Origin of the sequence: Methylomonas sp. MS20, from assembly GCF_050275925.1 — a bacterium.
Classification (GTDB): Bacteria; Pseudomonadota; Gammaproteobacteria; order Methylococcales; family Methylomonadaceae; genus Methylomonas; species Methylomonas koyamae_A.
Genome location: NZ_CP189962.1, coordinates 3,674,136 through 3,694,130, shown reverse-complemented (window position 1 = coordinate 3,694,130; position 19,995 = coordinate 3,674,136). Strand labels below are relative to the sequence as shown.

The 19,995-nt window shown below is 54.5% G+C and carries 13 protein-coding genes and 1 riboswitch; all 13 genes read left to right on the top strand.

What is annotated here, in order from left to right; all coding sequences use genetic code 11:
- Positions 1-1,065 precede the first annotated feature (1,065 nt).
- The 13 genes from ACQE3D_RS16430 (at position 1,066) to ACQE3D_RS16370 (ending at position 19,937) form a co-directional block, all read left to right on the top strand.
- On the top strand, positions 1,066-2,124 hold the full coding sequence (locus ACQE3D_RS16430) for a hypothetical protein (protein WP_313729699.1): 1,059 nt from the start codon (positions 1,066-1,068) through the stop codon (positions 2,122-2,124).
- Positions 2,125-2,550: 426 nt separating this feature from the next.
- Positions 2,551-3,624, top strand: coding sequence for a hypothetical protein (locus tag ACQE3D_RS16425; RefSeq protein WP_313729700.1), 1,074 nt, complete (start codon positions 2,551-2,553; stop codon positions 3,622-3,624).
- A 473-nt stretch (positions 3,625-4,097) separates the two neighbouring features.
- A complete protein-coding gene (locus tag ACQE3D_RS16420) occupies positions 4,098-5,165 on the top strand; it encodes a hypothetical protein (RefSeq protein ID WP_313729701.1) in 1,068 nt (355 codons plus the stop codon).
- 263 nt (positions 5,166-5,428) lie between these two features.
- Positions 5,429-7,699, top strand: coding sequence for a cytochrome c peroxidase (locus ACQE3D_RS16415; protein ID WP_313729702.1), 2,271 nt, complete (start codon positions 5,429-5,431; stop codon positions 7,697-7,699).
- A gap of 105 nt (positions 7,700-7,804) precedes the next feature.
- Positions 7,805-8,599 carry a VPLPA-CTERM sorting domain-containing protein gene (locus ACQE3D_RS16410; RefSeq protein ID WP_313729703.1) on the top strand — a complete coding sequence of 265 codons (795 nt, stop codon included), beginning with the start codon at positions 7,805-7,807 and terminating at the stop codon, positions 8,597-8,599.
- 283 nt (positions 8,600-8,882) lie between these two features.
- Complete coding sequence (locus ACQE3D_RS16405) at positions 8,883-9,989, top strand: PEP-CTERM sorting domain-containing protein (RefSeq protein ID WP_313729704.1); 1,107 nt, start codon at positions 8,883-8,885, stop codon at positions 9,987-9,989.
- A gap of 381 nt (positions 9,990-10,370) precedes the next feature.
- Positions 10,371-11,150, top strand: a complete 780-nt coding sequence (locus ACQE3D_RS16400; protein WP_313729705.1) for a VPLPA-CTERM sorting domain-containing protein — start codon at positions 10,371-10,373, stop codon at positions 11,148-11,150.
- A gap of 42 nt (positions 11,151-11,192) precedes the next feature.
- Positions 11,193-11,275, top strand: a riboswitch (cyclic di-GMP riboswitch).
- Between the two features lie 79 nt (positions 11,276-11,354).
- Entirely contained in the window at positions 11,355-12,407 is a 1,053-nt protein-coding gene (locus tag ACQE3D_RS16395; protein ID WP_313729706.1) for a hypothetical protein, read from the top strand.
- 371 nt (positions 12,408-12,778) lie between these two features.
- Positions 12,779-14,302: a fused MFS/spermidine synthase gene (locus ACQE3D_RS16390; RefSeq protein ID WP_313729707.1), complete on the top strand. Its 1,524-nt coding sequence runs from the start codon at positions 12,779-12,781 to the stop codon at positions 14,300-14,302.
- A 154-nt stretch (positions 14,303-14,456) separates the two neighbouring features.
- Entirely contained in the window at positions 14,457-16,355 is a 1,899-nt protein-coding gene (locus ACQE3D_RS16385; RefSeq protein ID WP_313729708.1) for a DUF1566 domain-containing protein, read from the top strand.
- Between the two features lie 42 nt (positions 16,356-16,397).
- Positions 16,398-16,898, top strand: a complete 501-nt coding sequence (locus ACQE3D_RS16380) for a TlpA family protein disulfide reductase (protein ID WP_313729709.1) — start codon at positions 16,398-16,400, stop codon at positions 16,896-16,898.
- A gap of 5 nt (positions 16,899-16,903) precedes the next feature.
- Complete coding sequence (locus tag ACQE3D_RS16375) at positions 16,904-17,131, top strand: DUF4266 domain-containing protein (RefSeq protein WP_064025112.1); 228 nt, start codon at positions 16,904-16,906, stop codon at positions 17,129-17,131.
- Positions 17,118-19,937, top strand: a complete 2,820-nt coding sequence (locus ACQE3D_RS16370) for a DUF3570 domain-containing protein (RefSeq protein WP_313729710.1) — start codon at positions 17,118-17,120, stop codon at positions 19,935-19,937. The genes ACQE3D_RS16375 and ACQE3D_RS16370 overlap by 14 nt, the downstream gene beginning before the upstream one ends.
- Positions 19,938-19,995: the final 58 nt, after the last annotated feature.

Sequence of the window (19,995 nt, the reverse complement as noted above, 5' to 3'; positions counted from 1 at the left end):
TAATCTCCGTGCCATAGGCTATATATTTGGTAACTGTTCAGAGAGTGCTCAGTGATTTGTCGCCCCTCTTTAGAAAAAGAGAGATAGAGGGATTATTGAAATAACCCCATCAGTCCCCGTTTTTCAAAGGGGGAAACTTGGTTTGAGGTCACTTGTGAAGCCTATGCTGAATAGTCACGAGAGTTGACGCAGGTTTTATGCCACCTGAGAATAGGCGTGGATCATGTGCTGTATGAGTGTCGCGAAAGTTATCTTTGTTAAATAGCTTAGAAAGGTAACGGTTTTGGGTGATTTGCCGTTATGTGCTGGGAACTCGTTAAGGATCATCTGATTAATTCGTAACCTTAAATTTCAGAGTCAATTAAATCAATGACGTAAACATCAATTTGTCTTGAAAAATTGAATAATCAGAGGTTCCTTAAGGTTGGTCGAAGTTTAGGGTAGGGAGTATTGCAAATCCATTGGGTGAATTTCATGGTTTTAGTTGTGAATTTTTCTTAACCGATGCATTGCCCCTGTTGCTTGGTAATTGATATACCCCATTTTCATGGAGTATTACAAAGGCCGTAAATAGGCCTTGCGATCGCTTATAGCGCCGCAATCTATAAATTAGTGTGCGGTACGGTTTAAGTTTGAGTTTTATCTTGCATTACCGCTTGTCTGAAGCACTCGATGGTAGGCCGATTATCAAGTTAGAGAAATAGAGACGCGAGCAAAAGACGAGCTAATTTTGTCGAATCGATGCTTATTTGAGAAAGGATGGTCCTTTTAGAGGCTTTGCAGAGAAAACAGAATTGTTAAAATTGATAGACCGAATTGTAAATTAAGGGATATGCCGCAGCAATATGGCGATTAAACATAGTTTAATTATTTTATTTTTATAAGATATTAATTTGTATATTAAAAATATCTGGCACATTTATTGAATTAACATTTGCGTTAGGATGTTCTAACGTCCGAGGGCGCGTGGAGCGTTCGAGGAATTGGGTCACCGATAAGTTGGCGTCGGTTTGGTTATTGCTCGCTGGGTATTTTCAACATATCAAAATGGTGTTAGGGAAATTGATGAACAAGGGTAAACAAGTCATATTGCGCCGGTCGATAGCGTCGGCGCTGGGCATCGCTGGTATGGCGGTATATTCCAGTCAGGCGGCGGCGATCAGTCCGCCGTCACTACCGGTTTTGACCGCGGGCGCGGTCGCGACGGTCGAGTCGGCCTCCGGGGATCCGGCGGCTTCCAGCGTCGCGGCAACCAATATCGTGCCGAACCGAGCGTGGTCTGACTACGGCCCAGATTACAACTACGGTTGGACCTATATCGCTCAGTACCGTATTTTCCAGGTTGGCGGTGAAGCCGATATTGCCGCCGGCACCCGTTTCGATTTGACGGTCGACTTGCAAGCCAAGGCCGGCGTTGTGACTTACCGACGCGGAAGTGCTCAACCCAATCCGGTAGAGCCGATGAATTATCCTGCATTCTCGATCTGGACCAGCGGCAGCGATCCTCTGGTTTTCGGCCAACCGAATGGCCTGGGCTATGGTCACTCCTGGAATCAGGTGCGCGGAGGTTACGGCGATGGCGGGAATGCCGACGACCCGTGCGGCGTCGGCGGCGATTGCGCGCTGGGCAGTAATGGCTGGCTCGGGAGCGGTGGCGGCGGCAATGTTGTAGATGGCCACGACGGTTGGATAGGCTATACCAACGCCGGTTACTCGTTTACCAACGGCGACGGCGACAAGATTCAGGGTTTGTATGCTGGCGCCGGCAATCCGGATAACCTCGGCGAATACGGCGGTGGTGCTGGCGATCCGTTGAACGGCAAGACCGTCACCAACGTCAACGCAAATTCGCCCTATGTCGAATCCGGCCAGGCAACTTTGCGGTTCGGCGAAGCCATCCTGAATTTGACCGGCCTGAAAGCCGGCTACTATCTGATCGGTTATGCGGGTGTTTGTCCCGACAGTAATGCCAATGGTCAGCAGTGCGATTTGGCCACAGGCAATGCCTATAAATTGACCATCACCAACAACGGGTTAACCACCGTGCCGGTGCCTGGGGCGGTATGGCTATTTGGATCGGTGATCGCCGGAATTTCGATTGTTGGAAGACAGCGCGCCGGTTGATGGCGCGCTTGTATTGTTATACGGCGTACAGGTTTTGGCGTTAGAGCCGCAGGCGCGGCATTGCTTGTGGCGTTGGATTGTCAACGGATCGTGGCTTTGCGCGCGGTGGCTAATTGTTCCTCCGCGTTCGAGATTGCCATGGGCTGGCTGAAAATCCGCCGGAAAATTGGTTTGCGAACTTTCAGCCCAGGGATGTCGCGCGACAATCCTTTAGGATCTATTTAACCGCGCTTTCGGTAAACCATTGAATTGCACGCACTAGCCATCGGCATATTTTTAGACTGAAGGTCGCAATCTTTAACTAGGAAAAAACTAATGACCGCGCGAGCGGGTCGTGGAAAATCTGGATATTGCCCGAAGATTGCCGGACGGCTCCGGTACCGAGATTTGGGATGTGAAGTGAATAACTCATTCAAGGTGAATTAAATGAAGAAACAACAGAACGTTTTGCGTCGATCAATTTTGGCCGCGTTGGGCGTTGCCGGCATGGTGGCGTATTCTAATCAGGCTGCGGCGATCAGCCCCGCGACGCTGCCGACGCTGACGGCGGGTGCCGTCGCGACGGTCGAGTCGGCGTCCGGCAATCCGGCGGCATCCAGTGTTGCGGCAACCAATACCACGCCGAACCGCGCGTGGTCCGACACAGTGATACACAACAACGGTTGGACGCACAACGCGGAGTTTCGAATTTTCCAGGTCGGCAGTGAAGCGGACATTGCCGCCGGCACCCGTTTTGACATAACAGTCGACTTGCAAGCCAAGGCGGGTGTTGTGACTTACACGAGGAAAAGAGATGATGGTGTGACCACTTTGGTTGGGCCCACGCCGGTAACGCCGTTGAATTATCCCGCGTTTTCGATCTGGACTAGCGGTAGCGATCCGCTGGTGGCGGGAAAATCAAACGGTAACGGATACGGTCACGCCTGGAATCAAGTGCGAGGCGGTTATGGCGACGGCGGCACCGCTGACGATCCCTGCGGGGCCGGCGGCGATTGCGCGCTGGGCAGCAACGGCTGGCTGGGTTCGGGAAGTATCGGCAACATTCTGGATGGGCATGATGCTTGGATAGGCTATGCCAACGCCGGCTACTCGTTTACCAACGGCGACGGCGACAAGATTCAGGGTTTGTACGCCGGTGCTGGCAATCCGGATAACCTTGGTGAATATGGCGGCGGCGCTAGCGACCCGTTGAACGGTAATGCGCTGTACAACGCCAACCAAAATTCGCCCTATGTCGGCTCAGGCGACGCTGTTTTGAGTTTTGGTGAAGCCATCCTGAATTTGACCGGTCTGAAAGCCGGCTACTATCTGATCGGTTACGCGGGTGCCTGCCCGGACGGTAACGCCAATGGCCAGGGTTGCGACTTTGCTACGGGTAACGCTTATAAACTGACGATCAGCAACAACGGCGTTACGACGGTGCCGGTGCCTGGGGCGGTTTGGTTATTCGCGACCGCGATCGCCGGTATTTCAATCGTCAGAAGACAGCGTATCAGTTGACGGCGAACTTGGATTATTAGCGACGTATAGGTTTGAGCGTTAGGGCGGTGAGTGCCGCGTGATTGAGCGTCAATGGCTGATTGACTGTGCGCGGCGGTGAGTCGTTAGCGGAGCGTGGCTTAAACGCGCGGAGGGCGATTGCTTTGCCATGTTTGAGTTTTTCGTGGGTTGGCTGCAAGTTCGCCGGAACATCGCTTACCAACGCTCAAGTAAGGCATATGACGTAGCACATTCTTTAAATAACATAGTTTAAATACACTTTCTAGCTAATCCATTAATTTTTATAGCGCTAAAGTGTGGCATGTTTTTTGATTGAAACTCATTGAAATAAAATACCCTAGTCGTTACCAGGAAAAAGCCAATGCCTGTGTGAGCGGGCCTCGGAAAATCTGGATCTTGCCTCAAGATTGCCAGACTGCCCCGGTAAACAGATTTGGGATGGGAAGTTACCAATGTCATTCGAGGCAAATTTAATGAAGAAACAACACAACGTATTACGTAGATCGATTATGGTCACGCTGGGTGTCGCCGGCATGGCGGCGTATTCCAATCAGGCCGCTGCTATTAGCCCCGCGACGCTGCCGGTTTTGACGGCGGGTGCCGTCGCAACGGTCGAGTCGGCGTCAGGCAACCCAGCGGCATCCAGTGTCGCGGCGACGAATACCGCGCCAAACCGCGCGTGGTCGGACTACGGTACAAATCTTAACTATGGTTGGACGCACACGGCGGGATTTCAGATTTTTCAGGTCGGCAACGAGGCCGACATTGCCGCCGGTACTCGTTTCAACGTGACCGTGGACCTTCAAGCGAAGTCCGGCGTTGTGACCTACAAGAAAACGGGTGGCGTGGTGACCGGGCCTACTTCGGTGGCTCCGATGAATTACCCCGCGTTTTCGATCTGGACTAGCGGTAGCGATCCGTTGGTGACAGGAAAAGCAAACAACGGATACGGTCATTCCTGGAACCAAGTGCGCGGCGGTTATGGCGACGGCGGCACTGCCGACGATCCGTGCGGTCAGGGCGGCGATTGCGCTCTGGGCAGTAACGGTTGGTTGGGTACTGGGAGTGTCGGTAACATTCTGGATGGGCATGACGGTTGGATAGGCTACGCCAACGCCGGCTACTCGTTTACCAACGGTGACGGCGACAAGATTCAGGGTTTGTATGCCGGTGCCAGCAATCCGCAGAATCTCGGCGAATATGGCGGTGGCGCTAGCGACCCGTTGAACGGTACGGCGCTATACAACTACAACCAAAATTCGCCCTATGTCGGTTCAGGCGAGGCGGTTTTGAGTTTGGGCGAAGCCATCTTGAACTTGACCGGCCTGAAAGCCGGCTACTATCTGATCGGTTACGCCGGGGCTTGCCCGGACAACAACGCCAATGGTCAGGGTTGCGAATTTGGCGCGGGTAACGCTTATAAACTGACGATCAGCAATAACGGTGTTACCACGGTGCCGGTGCCGGGCGCGGTTTGGTTGTTCGGTTCGGCGGTAGCCGGCTTTTTAGGTATACGGCGCGGCAAGTCGCGAGTTGCCTGATTCGCGATCGTTTACCGAGAGTCCAGGCATGGCGGAGCCTGGACTCGCTTTCCCAGGCGGTCGCCTCGTTGTTTGACGGGGAACTGCTTGGCGACGTTTGAACTTAGCTGTTTTAAGAGTATTCCGCCAGAGTTGCCGGATGGTCGATGGTCTGACGCGAGCTGATCGCATGTCGGGCAAACCCGGTTTTTTATCGCTGCTAAACACCGTGCCGCTTTCCGGTCGGTTTTACTGGAACTTGAGCGGGTTCCTACGAGGTTTCCATGAAGTTTTTTGTTAAGTTACAGATTGCGCTGTTGCTCGGAGCGATGGTGCGGCCCGCGCTGGCGCACGGTCCGGTGCCGGTTTCGTTGCGCAACGTACCGGTGCCGCCAGTGCCTGGCTTGCTGGATGGCGGCGACCCCATCGTCGTCGATAAAAACGCCGCGATTGCGTTGGGTAAGGCCTTGTTTTGGGATACCAACTTGGGCAGCGACGGCATGGCGTGCGGATCTTGTCATTTTCATGCGGGCGCCGACGGTCGGGTTAAAAACCAGATCAATCCCGGTGCCAAGAGTACCAGGCCTAGCGGGCAGACTTTCGATACACTAGCTTCCGGCGGCGGCGGTCCTAATCATACCCTGTCGCTTAGCGATTTTCCGCTGCATCAACTGAGCAATCCGGCCGATCAATTCAGTGACGTGATTTCAACGACCGACGATGTTGTTGCCTCGTCGGGTACTTTTAGCGGCACGTTCAAAGGTTCTTCCCGGCTGACGGGCGGTAACGACGATTGCGCGCGTGGCGCCGATCCGGTGTTTAACGTCAATCATGTCGGTACCCGGCGGGTGGAACCGCGCAATGCGCCGACCGTGATTAACTCGGTGTTTAATTTCCGAAATTTTTGGGACGGCCGGGCCAACAATATTTTCAACGGTAGCAGCCCGTGGGGCGACCGCGACCCCGATGCCGGCGTTTGGGTTAAATTAAACGCGCGTAGCGTCGAGAAGCAAAAACTTCGCCTGGTAAACTCCTCGTTGGCATCGCTGGCGACCGGTCCGGCGCTTAGCGATACAGAGATGAGTTGCCAGAAGCGCAAATGGTCGGATATCGGTCGTAAGTTGCTTCAACGGCAGCCGCTGCAAAATCAAAAGGTTCATCCCGAGGATGGCGTGCTTGGGCCGTTGAGTCTGAGTAGTGCCGGTAACTTGAAACCCGGCTTGAACACGACGTATAAAAACCTGATTATCAAAGCGTTTAACGCGAAATATTGGGCGTTCAGTGGCACAGGTCCTTTCGGCGCGCCAACCGGGCAGACGCCTTACAGCCAGATGGAAGCCAACTTCTCGATGTTTTTTGGCTTGGCCTTGCAGCTTTATCAGTCGACTTTGATCTCCGACCAATCGCCGTTCGACTTGAGTCCGCTCAACGCGCAATTGCGGCCGACCTGGACCAACGTGAACGGTGCCACGCCCGCCGAGACGACCGCGTTGCGCGCGTCCCTGACGAGAGGTAATGGCGTGTTTTTCAATAACCATTGCAATCTGTGCCATACCGGGCCGACCATGAGTTTGGCGGCGTTGGCGTCTAGCGCGGCCTTGTTGACGCCGACCGAAGGTAAAACCTTTGGGCCGGACGCGACGCCTATCGCTTACGGTCCGAACGCCTTTGGACCCAACAACGCGGTCAGATACGCAGGGTTGACACGTTATGTCAACGTGGTAACGCGCGATTACGCCGCCAACACCACGCCGACGTTGATGGATTTGGGTTTTGTTAACACCGGCGTTGCCGATCCCGACGATGATCCCGGTGTCGGCGGCGTCGATGATTTCGGGAATCCGCTGTCGTTTAGCGCGCAATACGTCAATTACGTATTGGGTGAGACGGCAGGGGTTAAAGATGCCGTGGTTACAACCACTCGGGCTTGCGATTTTCTCGCCGGATTCGCGGTGAATACCAGTTATGTGTCTCCAAGCTATTTCACGACCGTTGATGACCTGATCGCCGACGGCAGCAAGGAAGGCGTGTTACGAAACGTCAATTGCGCAGACCCCGCGTGGGCCTACTTGCCGTCGGTGGCGGCGGCTCGGGCGGCGGTTGGCGGTCCTAAATTAGCTGTGGCTACCTACGCCGCGTTCAAAGTGCCGACTCTTAGGAATATCGAATTGACCGGTCCGTATATGCATAACGGCGGCATGGCGACACTGGAGCAGGTGATCGAGTTTTACACGCGACACGGCAACTTTTATAACGACAACTTGCACGAACAAATCAATACGATTGCATCGGACTTGAACACGGCTACCAATCGCGCGGATTTGATCGCTTTCTTGAAATCCTTCACCGACGAGAGGGTGCGATACCAAAAAGCGCCGTTCGATCATCCGGAGGTGGTGGTGCCGAACGGTCATGTTGGCGATGCGGGCCTTGTAACGGCCGGCAATCCATTGTTGGCGAATTTCGCGAAGGATGAGGTCATGGTCGTCCCGGCGGTTGGGGCGAGCGGATCGACCGAGCCGACCTTGCGCTTCGATCAGTTATTAGCGCAATAAAAATAGCCGGCCGCCGCCAGTGTAAATTGGGCCGGCGGCTAGGGAATAGTGAATTGGCAGCGGGTCTCGGTCGTCTTGACGATCCGTCTAAATAGGGTTCTAACAATGAAAATAGCGAATAAATACAGTCCAATTCCTTGGGTTGCCGTCGCGGTCGGGTTGTGCGGGGCGCAACCCGTCATGGCGGCCGCCACTCAAAACGCATCGGCGAATTTGAGTTACTCGGTGGCGAGCATCGTGAATCTGACCAATCCGGGAGATTTATCGGGTTTACAAATTGCGGGTTCGTTTCAACAGATCGATACGCCGGTGTATGATGGCGGCGATTACTCATGGTCCGATATCGTTGGAGACGGAAGTGTTAGCGCACAGAATCCAGGCTTGAGTGCTGCCGGTGCATTTTCTTACCGTTTTGCGGTGGACACCAGTTTGAACAGCGGAGCACTCAATTCCCATCATTTGGGCTGGTATGGGCTGGAGTTTACGAATCTCGGCAGCGATGTGTATTCGATCAGCGTGAGACTGGATTACGACTTGCAGGTTGCCGTTACCGGTGAAAACGGTACCGGTTCGGTGAGTGTCGATTATTTTAGTTCGGACGGGCAAACGCTAGCGGGATATGAGAGAGCGGACGCGTGGCTCGGCGCGCCGATCGCGGCGAGTATCGGCCAATCCGACGTCTTCAATTTCGAATTGGCGGCGGGCGAAGCTCAGGGGCTGTTCGCGGATGTTGTGATCGAAAGTCATTTGGAAGCGTCGCCAGTCCCGCTACCGGCGGCGGCATGGTCTTTTCTGGCCGGTTTGATGGGGCTTCTCGGAATAAAAAAACGCCGTTCCGAACATGGGGCGGCGCGGATCAGTCCCGATAACAGGGTTGCGCAATCCTGTCACATTCAATAGCCGAACTCGGTTAAAGGGTGCGGATTGGAATCGCTTACCGCCCGGTCTTGGCAAATTTTCAGGAACCAAGTGAGTCGGCTGTGTCAGCAGGATACGCAAGGAGTGCGTTAAATGCCCTAATAGATGCGGTATTTAACACAGTTTAGATTTGCTCGGGTGTTGTCGGGCCGGAATTCTCTAGCGGTGTTGTTGGCTTGCTATTTGCTTTAGTTTTAGGACTGGGTTGCTTACGTCCTTACTTGCAAGAATCGTTGAAATTTATCAATCCTTCAGTGGAGAACACATGAAAAATAAAATTTTTTACAAATCGAATGCCAAATCGGCATCTAAATTGGGTCTGGGCATTGCGCTGGCGCTGGCTGGCGTGGCTCAGCAAGCTCAAGCGCATGTCGAGTATTACGATCTCAATCAGGGGGCGCAGATTGGCGATCTGACGGCGGCCGGTAAGGTGCTTTCAACCGCGCAATACGGTGGCACGCCGGCGGCGGTATTGGCGTTGGGCGGTGCTGGGCTTACCCCGGCGCAGCGTTCCGCTAATGGTATTGGCTCCGCGCTTAGCGGCCAAAGCGACCGTCCCCTGAACGACCCTTCTCAATGGAATGCGGCTAATCAGGCCTATACCGGGGTTGGCAGCTTTACCAACGTCAATTACTCATCCGCTGCTAGTTCGGCGACGGTAGATGTGGACGATGTGACGTCTTATGGTTGGTACAACGGTACGACGGCGCTGCTCGGCGATAGTCACAAAGTCGACTTTTTTAACTTCCGCCTGGATCAGGAATCGAAGGTGACGATTTCCTGGACTGTCGATGATGGTACCGGTAACTACATCGATTCGGCCTTTACCTTATATAACGGTGTACTGAACTACCAAGCGCACGACGATGCCAATGAGAAGTTGAATCCGAAGACCGGTTTGGCAAATAGCACCAAGGTTCAGGACGCTCTCGACTCGGCGAATGCGCCGGTCGATGCTCAGGGTATCGCTTCTTCATTTCGCGATACCAGTTTCGCGACGATGGGGGCTACCAACTATGTCGGTCAATTCAATGCCTTGGCGAACTGGGGGCAAGCTAATGTCTCGGGCGACTGGGGTAATATCGAGTTTCGACAAGCCGTGAACGACAATAACCCGGCTGGCGGTGCCGGTACTTCCGCCAGCGAGACTATAGAGACTCTGACCTTAATTCTGGGTGCCGGCAATTACACAATTGGGGCTTCCGGCGCGGTGAATCCAGGCGATTTTAGTCTGTCAAATCTGCATGGTCATTTGGAGTTCTCGGCTGTTGCTACCGCAGCCGCCGTGCCGGTGCCGGGTGCTGTTTGGTTGTTCGGCACTGTCTTGGCTGGATTCGTGGGTTTGAATCGCCGCAAAGTATTATTTGCCTAAATTTCCGACTCGGAAAGCTCGATATGTAACCGATGAATAAAAGACACAAGGATGTGTTATCGGTTGTGAACGGCCCGAAAGGGCCGTTTTTTTTGCCTATGAAAGCTGTTCTTGAGCGGGAGCTTGTCGAGGAAGGAAAGTTGTGCGATTTGCCGATATTATTATTGTAAATAACATAGTTTAATTATTTTACCTGTGTCTTCCCCAGGCTCTATGCGGGAAAAATGCATGGCATACGACTTGCATCCGTACAGGCTAGCTTAGCCGACGAAGTATAGAAAAGATTTTTGGATTGGCTATTGTGTTGTCGGACGATTGATGAAAGTTGGTTTTCATCGGCACGGACGTTGGATCTTTTTACTTGGGGGATTTATGTTGAATATGAATAGGTTTAATTGGGCGGCGCTAGCTGTCGTGTCGCTGTGCGGTTTGTCCGGACAGGCGCAGGCGCATGTCGATTACGCGGATTTAAGCGATCCGATTTCGTCGCCGGGTGGCATCAATGGTGGAACGTTTACCAATTTCGGTTGGCATAACGGTACCGAGGCGGTGTTGGGCGATAGTCATTCGTTGGCCGGCGGGACATTTTTTAAATTTCATCTGGACCAATCTTCGTTAGTGACCATCACTTTTAGCGATATCAGTGGAACAGATGCGTTGAATCCGGCATTCAGTTTGTATTCGGGGCTTTTCGCGGCTGAAGCGCACGACGATACGACGGTAGACCCGTTGAACCCTAAAGTATTGGTTTCCACACCAACGCCGCATGTCGTCAAGTTGGCTTCGCCGGTGGATAACGGTGTGTTGTCGCCGTTTCGCGATACCGAGCACGTCGAATATCGCGGCCAGTTCGATGCGCTGGATTCCTGGAGCATGGCCAATAACAGCGGCGAATGGGCGGTGATTCAATATCTGACTCACGTGGGTCCTGCGGGAGGCAATTCGGTGTCGCTGGTGAATTATCTGTTGGGCGCCGGCGATTATACGATCGCGGCCGGCGGCGGAACGGTTTATGACGCTGCAACCGCGCTGGAGGGTTTGGACGGCCAGATTTCCTTAAGCGTGACGGCGGTGCCTTTGCCGGCGGCAGTATGGTTGTTCGCTCCGGTCTTGGCGGGTTTGACGGCAACGGCAAGGAAACGCAATAGCGCCAAAGGTTGACTTTCGTTTTGGGAAATGAGGAGAAAACAGGACGTTTTGCCAGGGATGGTTCGCCACATTCGCCGCGAGGCGAAGCCGGAAAGCCACGGGTCCTCTTAGGGGGAAGGGACGGCCGGGTTGCAATCGATGTAAGGGACGGATTTGGGGTTCACTGCGAATTCAAGGTCTGTCAGAGGGATAATAATTATTACGGTAAAAATAACTATGAAAAAAATGACTTTAAAAGCTTCGGTTTTAACGTTAGTTGGCGGTATGGCATTAATGTCCGGTCAAGCGATGGCGCACGTGGGTTACGGTTCCGCTTTGTACTGGGGCGCGGGCACTTACGATCCGTTGACAGGTAACACCCAAGGCGCGACAAGTACCTATGGCGCTGCGGCAAACTTTACACCCACCGTATCCAGCAACGGCGGTTATCTGGCCGGTTTGAACCCGGATTCCTTGGGTAATACTCACGACATCCGCTTCCGTTATTTCATTCTGGAAAAAGACGCGAATGTTAGCTTCACCATTACCGGTACAACCAATGCCAATGGTGCAAGCACCTTGAACCCAGGCTTCTCGTTGTACAACGGCGTGGTTCCAGCTTCCTCGCACGACGGCGTGGGCGATGTCGCTTCAACCGCGGCTGATCCCGATACCGCCGCCTATTTGGCGGGAGCGCCTGATTTTGCTTCTTGGTCGCCGTTCGCGGGTGTCAATGACATTCGCGGTGGCGCGGCGGCCGGCACAGCCGCTAACCCTACCGGTTTGTGGGGCGTGTTCGATACCAACGGCAGTATTACCACAGGCAACAATGGCACTGCCGGCGCGACCGATACCCATGGACCAAACTATTTGGGTAATTTAGATACTGCTAAGATCGCAACGATTACCTATACCGGCAAATCGGGTGCGGACGCCGTGGCGGGTTCCAGCTTCACCAACTCATCAGGCGGAACTACTGGCGTTTTAGCGGCCGACGGTACGGTGGATAACAGCGTGTCTTGGAATGGCTTTTTGCACGCCGGCGTCTATACCCTGGCAATCGGCGGCGCCAATGTCGCGGAGTACACCCAGTTGTTCAACGACATCGTCAACGGCGGCGCCACCGCCGGTAGCCAGTACGCGGCAGCCTACACAGCCGACCGTTTGGCCCGCGGTTTGACTATCAGCAACTTCAGCGTAACCACCGTTCCCGTTCCTGGTGCGGTTTGGTTGTTCGGTAGCGCATTGATGGGTTTCCTGGGCATGAAACGCCGCGCGCGTAGCACTTAATTCAAGGAAGGTTATCAGATTGATTCGATAACGTATTGGCGGGATGCCAACCATTCGCGAGCGCTCGCCCCAGGAATTGGGGCAAGCGCTCGTTTTTGTTTTGATGCCATCGGGCCGGTTTGTGACGCTTAAGGATGCCGCTTTAAATGACATTCGATGGCCGAGGCGTTTTTCTTTAGTCGCCGGCATACTGTCGATTCGATGCCGGCAACGGACGATTTGGTTTTTCGCGCTTATAATGCCCGGCCCGATTACCGATCGAGTACTTGTTAGGAAGTTCGCGGCGATCAATAGGTTTTTACTTCTTACTCAAAGTTTGGTCAGTCATGTCTGAAAACGGTTTAACAGATTCTAAAGCGCGGAGCGGCGCATTGAGCACCGCCGCGTTGTTTGCCCTGGTGACGCTTAGCGGCGGCGCCGTGATGATCTTAGAACTGCTGGGGACGCGGATTATCGCGCCGTTTTATGGGGTCAGTTTATACGTTTGGACCGCGCTGATTTCGGTAACGATGATTGCGTTGGCGATCGGTTACTACCTGGGCGGTTATTTGTCGGATCGTTATCCGGCCTTGCGGCTGGCGCATATTTTGGCGCTGGCGTCGGTGACAACGGCGCTGATTCCGTTTCTCGGCGGTCCGGTAATGACGTGGACCAATCCACTGGGAATACGCGGCGGCGCGTTTGTCAGTGCGTTGTTATTGTTTACGCTGCCGCTGACTTCGTTGGCGATGGTTGGTCCCTATGTGATCAAAATGGCCACCCGCGACTTGCGGGGTGTGGGTAGGGCAGTCGGTTCGGTGTATGCGGTTAGCACCGTCGGCAGCGTGATCGGCACACTGTTGCTGGCTTTCTATTTGTTGCCGGAATTCGGTACCCGCGCGATCGTGTTCAGCTTGAGTCTGGCGTTATTAGTGGTGGTGATCGGTTTACTGGTTTTCGACAGGCCGGCGCCGTCAACGGGTGGGGCGACGTTTTCGGTGGTATTGGTGGCCGCTCTGACTTGTACGTTGGCGGCGAACGGCTATGCGAAGACCGTCAAATCGGTCGGCGGCTTTAAGGTGTTGCACGAACAGGAAAGCATCTACGGCTGGGTTAGAGTCGTCGACGACGAGCGCAAGGGCTTTCGCTTGCTGTTGTCCGATTCTTCGGTGCTGAGTGCGGTCGAAAAAGCCCAAGGTCGCAGTTTGCTGGGGTATCAGGTGATATTGGGTTTGGTGCCGCCGTTGTTCAGACCCGAGGCCAATCAAGCCTTGCTGATCGGTTTGGGCGGCGGCCATGTTGCTCGCGATTTAAAGGCTAAGGGACTGGCGACGGACACGATAGAAATCGATCCGGTAGTCGCGGATGCCGCGAAGCAGTATTTCAATTTTCAGCCGACCGGCGAATTTTTGGTGGGCGATGCGCGTTACGAAGTCAAAAAGCTCAATAAGCGCTACGACTTCATCATCCACGACTGTTTTACCGGCGGTTCAGAGCCGACACATATGCTGACGGTCGAGATGTTGAGCGGCTTGAGAGCGATGTTGAACGAGCAGGGTATTCTGGCGCTGAACTACGTCGGCTTCACGCAAGGCGAAGGCGCGAACGCGGTGACCTCGGTTTATAAAACGTTGGCCAGTCTGTTCCCGAATATTCGCGTTTTCACCACCGAAAAAGGCGAATTCACCGATTTTATTTTTCTGGCTTCGCGGGGTGGCATCGAATTCGATCGCAATAAGCCGGAACTCGCTCGGCCGATTCAATGGTTGTCGGAGCACGAATATGCGATGACCGATGCCAACGGTATTCTGATTACCGACGATTATAATCCGATGGAAAGCATGCAGGTCAGGAAGGCCGAGAGCTACCGGAAAATTTTCATGGAACGAATCGCACCCGAATTATTGTTGCTTTAATACCGAATAACCGTTTGATCTCGCCGAATCGTCCGCAGGAATGACGCTTCGATAGCATAAAGTAAGCTTGGCCGTGGTGACTATGAATCGATTTTTGACTGGTAAAGTTTGGTTTCGCTTAATCTGGCTCGCTCTGTTTTTGATGGTGGGGCCCGTGAAGAACTGTTGGGCCGTTCTGTCCGCCAGTGCGGGTTCGAATCAGACCGTGCTCTACAACGCGACCGTCACGCTGAGCGGCAGCGCATGGGATGTGACCAAGGCCGTTAAGCGCTGGCAATGGCGGCAGATTAGCGGCAAGAAAGTCAAGTTGCGTAACGCCAATCGCGCGTCCGCTACTTTCGTTAGTCCGTCGGTTGCCGGGACGCTGAAATTCATGTTGACCGTCACCGACAAAGCCAAGCCCAAGGCGTACGCGGTCGTCAGCGTCACGGTCGTGCCGAGTGCGCCGGGTTTGACCCTGGTTTCGCAAAATTTTAACGCCAATCAGGCGATAGCCGCCGGTCAGACCCAGGTGTTGACTTGGAGCGTGCGCAACGACAGCGGCTACACCTTGTGCGCGAGGGAAGGCGGCATCAGTTCTTGTAAAATTGCGTTGGTCGCTGCGAACGGCACCGGTGGTCTGACGTATACAACGATTCAGCCGGAGAGTACCGATGATTGGGCGAACGGCGTTACCAAGGACTTTTCGGTGAGCGCGATAGCCCCGGCGACGATACCGGCCGGTAGCTATCAACAGGCTTGGACCTTCAGTTACGACAGCGGCCAGAGTTTACCGATCGCCGGCAACGACAGCGGATTGTCGGCGCAACTTTCGGTGGCGCCCATCGTCAGCGTTTCGTTGCTGAACGCGTATTACGGTAGCGACGCGTCAGACACTTACCATGCCGGCGATTCGATCACTCAAGGCACGTCTAAGGTGCTGAATTGGGTTGTGAAAAATAATAGCAACACCTCGCTCGACAGCGTCGTGCTCGCGGCGGGTACGGCGACCGGTAACTTGCAGGTCGCGGCAATCTCGCCCGCGTCGGTCGCCAGTTGGGCGAGCGGCGAAAGCAAGACCTTTTCGGTCACGGTGACCGCGCCCGCCGACGATTTAGGTGGAAGTCATGCGTTAAACTGGAATTTGAGTTACGGTGGCGGTACAGCGTTGACGTTGGATAATAGCCAGCAAATCGGTTTCAGCTTGCAAACGCCAAATCCGAATATTCATTTGGTGTTGGTGCGGCGCTATTTTGAAAACAATGCCGCCGTGGTCGACGGTAGCCAGATCGCTCAGGGGGGCGGCCGTACCGTGAAATGGGATATCCGCAACGACAGCAGCGTGGTATTGAACAATGTTAGCTTGTCGCCCGGTTCGGCGACCGGCAATTTGACGATAGGCGCCATTTCGCCCGCGGTGGCCAATACTTGGGGGATAGGCGAAACCAAAACCTTCTCGGTTGCCGTTTCCGCCGGTGCCGGCGTGTTGTCGGGCCGTCACGGCAAGGTATGGAGTTTGGCCCTCGATGGCAATCCGCTAAATTTGGACGGCAATCAGACTGTGAGTTTTAGTCTGACGACCGCGCCGTTGTCTTGCGAGGTCAGCGCTAGCCCAAGCCTGGTTGGTTTGACCAAATTGAATACGAACGGCGTGGCGGCGATTGCCAGTAGCGCCAGTTGGTCTTGCGTCAAGGATAACAGCAGCGGCCTGATTTGGGAGGTAAAAAGCGATGATGGTGGATTACGCGACAAGGATAACGTGTACACCTGGAGCGAAGCTCAGGCCTATGTGCAATCGGTGAACGCCCAAGGTTTGTGCGGTGCTTTCGATTGGCGCTTGCCGACCGCCGAGGAATTGCTCAGCCTAGTCGGCGCCCGAACCGACGATGCATCGGCGCGGGTCACGCGCCTGATCGACTACGATTTTTATCCGAATAGCCAAACGGCGGATTATTGGTCCAATTCCGATTCGTCCGACGGCAACGCGTGGGGGGTGTCGTTCGAGGACGGCGGTTATGTCTTGAACGCCAAAACGTCCGCACATTACGTTCGCTTGGTTCGCGACGCAAATTAAACGTTAACTTTCGCTAAGGCTTGTTGGGCATTGTTGTAATTTATGAATAAGAGCTATTGTTCGTCCGTGTTGATTTTTGTGTTGGGCATCGCGCTGTCGCTAAACGCGGTTGGCGCAGAAGTAGGGCAAGCGCTACCGTCCTGCGCGGCGAGCTTTGCCGGCAAGGAACCGTTGGATTTTTCCGCCTACCGCGGCAAAGTGGTGTTGGTCGATTTTTGGGCGACTTGGTGCGGACCCTGCTTGAAGTCGATGCCGTTTTTCGATCGCTTGTTCAGTCAATCTCAGCAACGAGGGTTGCAAATTGTGGCGATCAATGTCGATGAAGACACCGAACAAGCGCGGCAATTTATCGAGCAACATCCGGTGAGCTATCCGATTGCCTTCGATGCGGAAGGCGCTTGTCCGAGTGCGTTTCAAGTCAAGGCCATGCCGTCGTCCTATCTGGTCGATAAAACCGGCAAGATTCGTTATGTACATTTGGGATTTAGGGAAGAGGATCAAACGGCGCTCTCGGAAAAGATTGCCGGTTTGTTGGCGGAGTAGTATTCATGGATAAGCAGCGGAAATTAAAGCGGGCGGCGTACCTGGCCCTAGCGTGGCTGGGCTGCCAAGCTTGTGCGGACGTGGCGCCGTGGGAACGAGGAGTGATGGCCAAGGACATTATGTCGTTGGACCCGAACCCCAATCTGAATCACATCCGCGACCATATCTTTACCAGCAGGGAAGCCGCGCAAGGCGGCCGTTCAGGATCGGGAGGCGGTTGTGGCTGTAATTAGTACTGAAAAATCCAAGGCGCTGGCGGCTCTGACGACCGCCGCGTTGAGTTTGCCGGGGCTGGATTGCGCGGCTGGCGTGCCTTCCACTCAGGCCGAGGGCAATACCGAGTACGGTTATTATCAGGAAAGCAGCGGGCGGATGAACGTCCAGATCTTTCACGCGGATGGCCTTATTCCGTTGAACGACCGGTTGGAATTCAACTTTAGCCTGGACCGCGACACCTACACCGGCGCGTCGCCGGCTTACAGTTTGCCGTCGGCGATGACCAACCAGCCGGTAGCGATCAAGACCACCGAAAACGGCAAGGACTACGCGGACGTCGTATCCGCCGCATCGGCGGTTTCGGCGGCCACCTTGTCCGGCGCGGAGAGTCTGTTACAAACTTCGTCGTTCTATCAAGAGGCCTATAACAGCATTTTGACGTCGCTGAACGACGCCGATGCGGCGATCTACGGTAATAACATTCCGCAAGATGTATTGGCCAACAATCAACAGATCGCCAGCTTGGCGGGTTTCGACGCGGCCTTAAACAATTTCATACCCGCCAACGACAAAGCCGTGCAGCGGTTTCAGACCCAGCCGCTGGAAACGCGAACCCAGCCGGTTTTGGGGCTCAAATACTATTTCGATGACACCACGCTGGGCATTACCGGCGGTCAGTCCGAAGAGCCGGACTTTCAGTCCAACTTCGGTAGCCTGAACTTCAGTCACGAATTCAACGACAAACTGACTACCGTGTCTGGCGGATATTCGGTTACTCGCAATGCGATTTTTCGCAATGGCGGGCATTCCCATACCCCGTCCGGCTTGGGCCTGGGCCACATTCACCCGGCCGATTGCGAAATCAGTACCTGTACGGATTATTCCAGTCTGAACGCCAACAGCCTGTTTCACGGCGTCAACTTGGCGATTTCGCACGTGCTTGACAAGAATACCTTGCTGAACTTGGCCGGCTCGTTCACGCACCAGTCCGGCTTTCTGAGTAATGCCTACAAGACGGTTTATGTGCGCGGTGAAATCACCCCGGAAGAATATCTGGCCTTGTCGAATACCGGGGCCAATTCCGAAATCGATTGGAAGGCTATCAGCAAGCTGGAAATCGTCGGCCCGGAATTGTTCAGGGAAAACCGGCCGGGTCAGCGCAATCTGTTTTCGTTTTCGGGGGGCGTCAATCATTACTTTCCGGCGCTGGATGCGGCGCTGCATTTTGATTACCGCTACTACCACGACGATTGGAAAATCGACGCCCATACCTTCGAGATGAAATGGTTGCAATCGCTGCCGTTCGGCATCACGGTGACGCCCAGCGTTCGTTATTACTCGCAATCTAAGGCCGATTTCTTCGCGCCTTATTACTTGGCACCGCGGGCCGACGGCTTCTATTCCAGCGATTTTCGCTTATCGGGGTTCGGCGCATTAAGCGGCGGCGTGATACTGTCCAAGCAAATCGGCAAGGCGGTTAAATTGGAAGCCGGCTTCGAATATTACCAGCGTGCCAGCGCTTTCAAGCTGGGCGGAGGCGGCGGCAGCGATTATGCGGACTACAGCTACTATCTCGCCCACGCCGGCGTCAACATCAATTTGTCGGCGCCCGGCAGTTTACTGAGCGGCGACGGCAGTTTGATCGACAGCTTGTTTGGCGATGGCGATCCGCATGCGCATCACCACCATCATCATCACGGCGCGCCGGTGCCGGCCGGCGTGATGTTCGGGCATATGATGCCCAAGGCCGACGATGTCATGGTCGGCTACATGTATATGTACAACGGCCAAGCCGGCACCATGCTGCACGGCAGCCAGGCGGTATCCGACGCCCAAATCGTCGCGGGCGGTTGCCCCGGTTACGGTTCCGGCGTACCGGCCTTCAACGGCTGTTTGGTCAAGCCGGCGTCGATGCATATGGGCATGCATATGCTTGACATCATGTATGCGCCGACCGACTGGCTGAATTTGATGGTGATGCCGCAGCTAATGGACATGGATATGACCATGAGCGACGACCTGCGTGCCGCGAACTACACGCCGAACTCGACCTACACCGAAAAGCATTACGTCACCGATACCAGTTCGTTTTATGCCGGCATGCATCACACCGTGTTCGATCTTGGCGATACCTCGTTGATCGCGCTGGTCAAGCTGTTCGACGACACGGCCCACCATCTGCACGCCGGTATCGGCGTTAGCGCGCCGACCGGCAATGTCGCGATTCCGCATACGACGCTGAGCACGGTCAACGTGCCGGACAGCCTGGGGGCGGATCATTTCTATCAAGCCAATATCAAGGTCTTGCAAGATTACGGCATGCAATCGGGCAGCGGTACTTGGGATTTCAAGCCGACGCTGACCTACACCGGCGAGCACGACGACGTGTTCTGGGGCGCTCAATTTAGCGCGGTCAAACGCTTGCAGGATAAAAACAAATCGGGTTATGCGCTCGGCGATACCTATCAGGGTTCGACTTGGGCCGGCTACAAAGTCACGCCTTGGCTGTCCGGTACGGTACGAGGCGTTTACACCCAACAGAACAAGCTGAAGGGCGATTTATACCAATTGAATCCGACCGCTTTGCTGCAAGGCCAGACTACGCAACTGGCGCATAATCTGACCTCCACCGTCGATTACCCGCAAAATTCCGGCGGCCATTACTGGGACATCGGTTTGGGGCTTCAGGTGGCTGTGCCGGGCGGCAAATTCGCCGGGCATACCTTCAGTTTGGAATGGCTGCAGCCGATTCAGGATTATGTCAACGGTTATCAGCTGGAGCGCACCGGCGCGTTTTCGGCGCGCTGGAACTATATGTTTTGAGGCAGTGGCTGGCCGATCGAATGCCGGCCCGAGCGGGCTGTTTGCAAGTAAACGATGA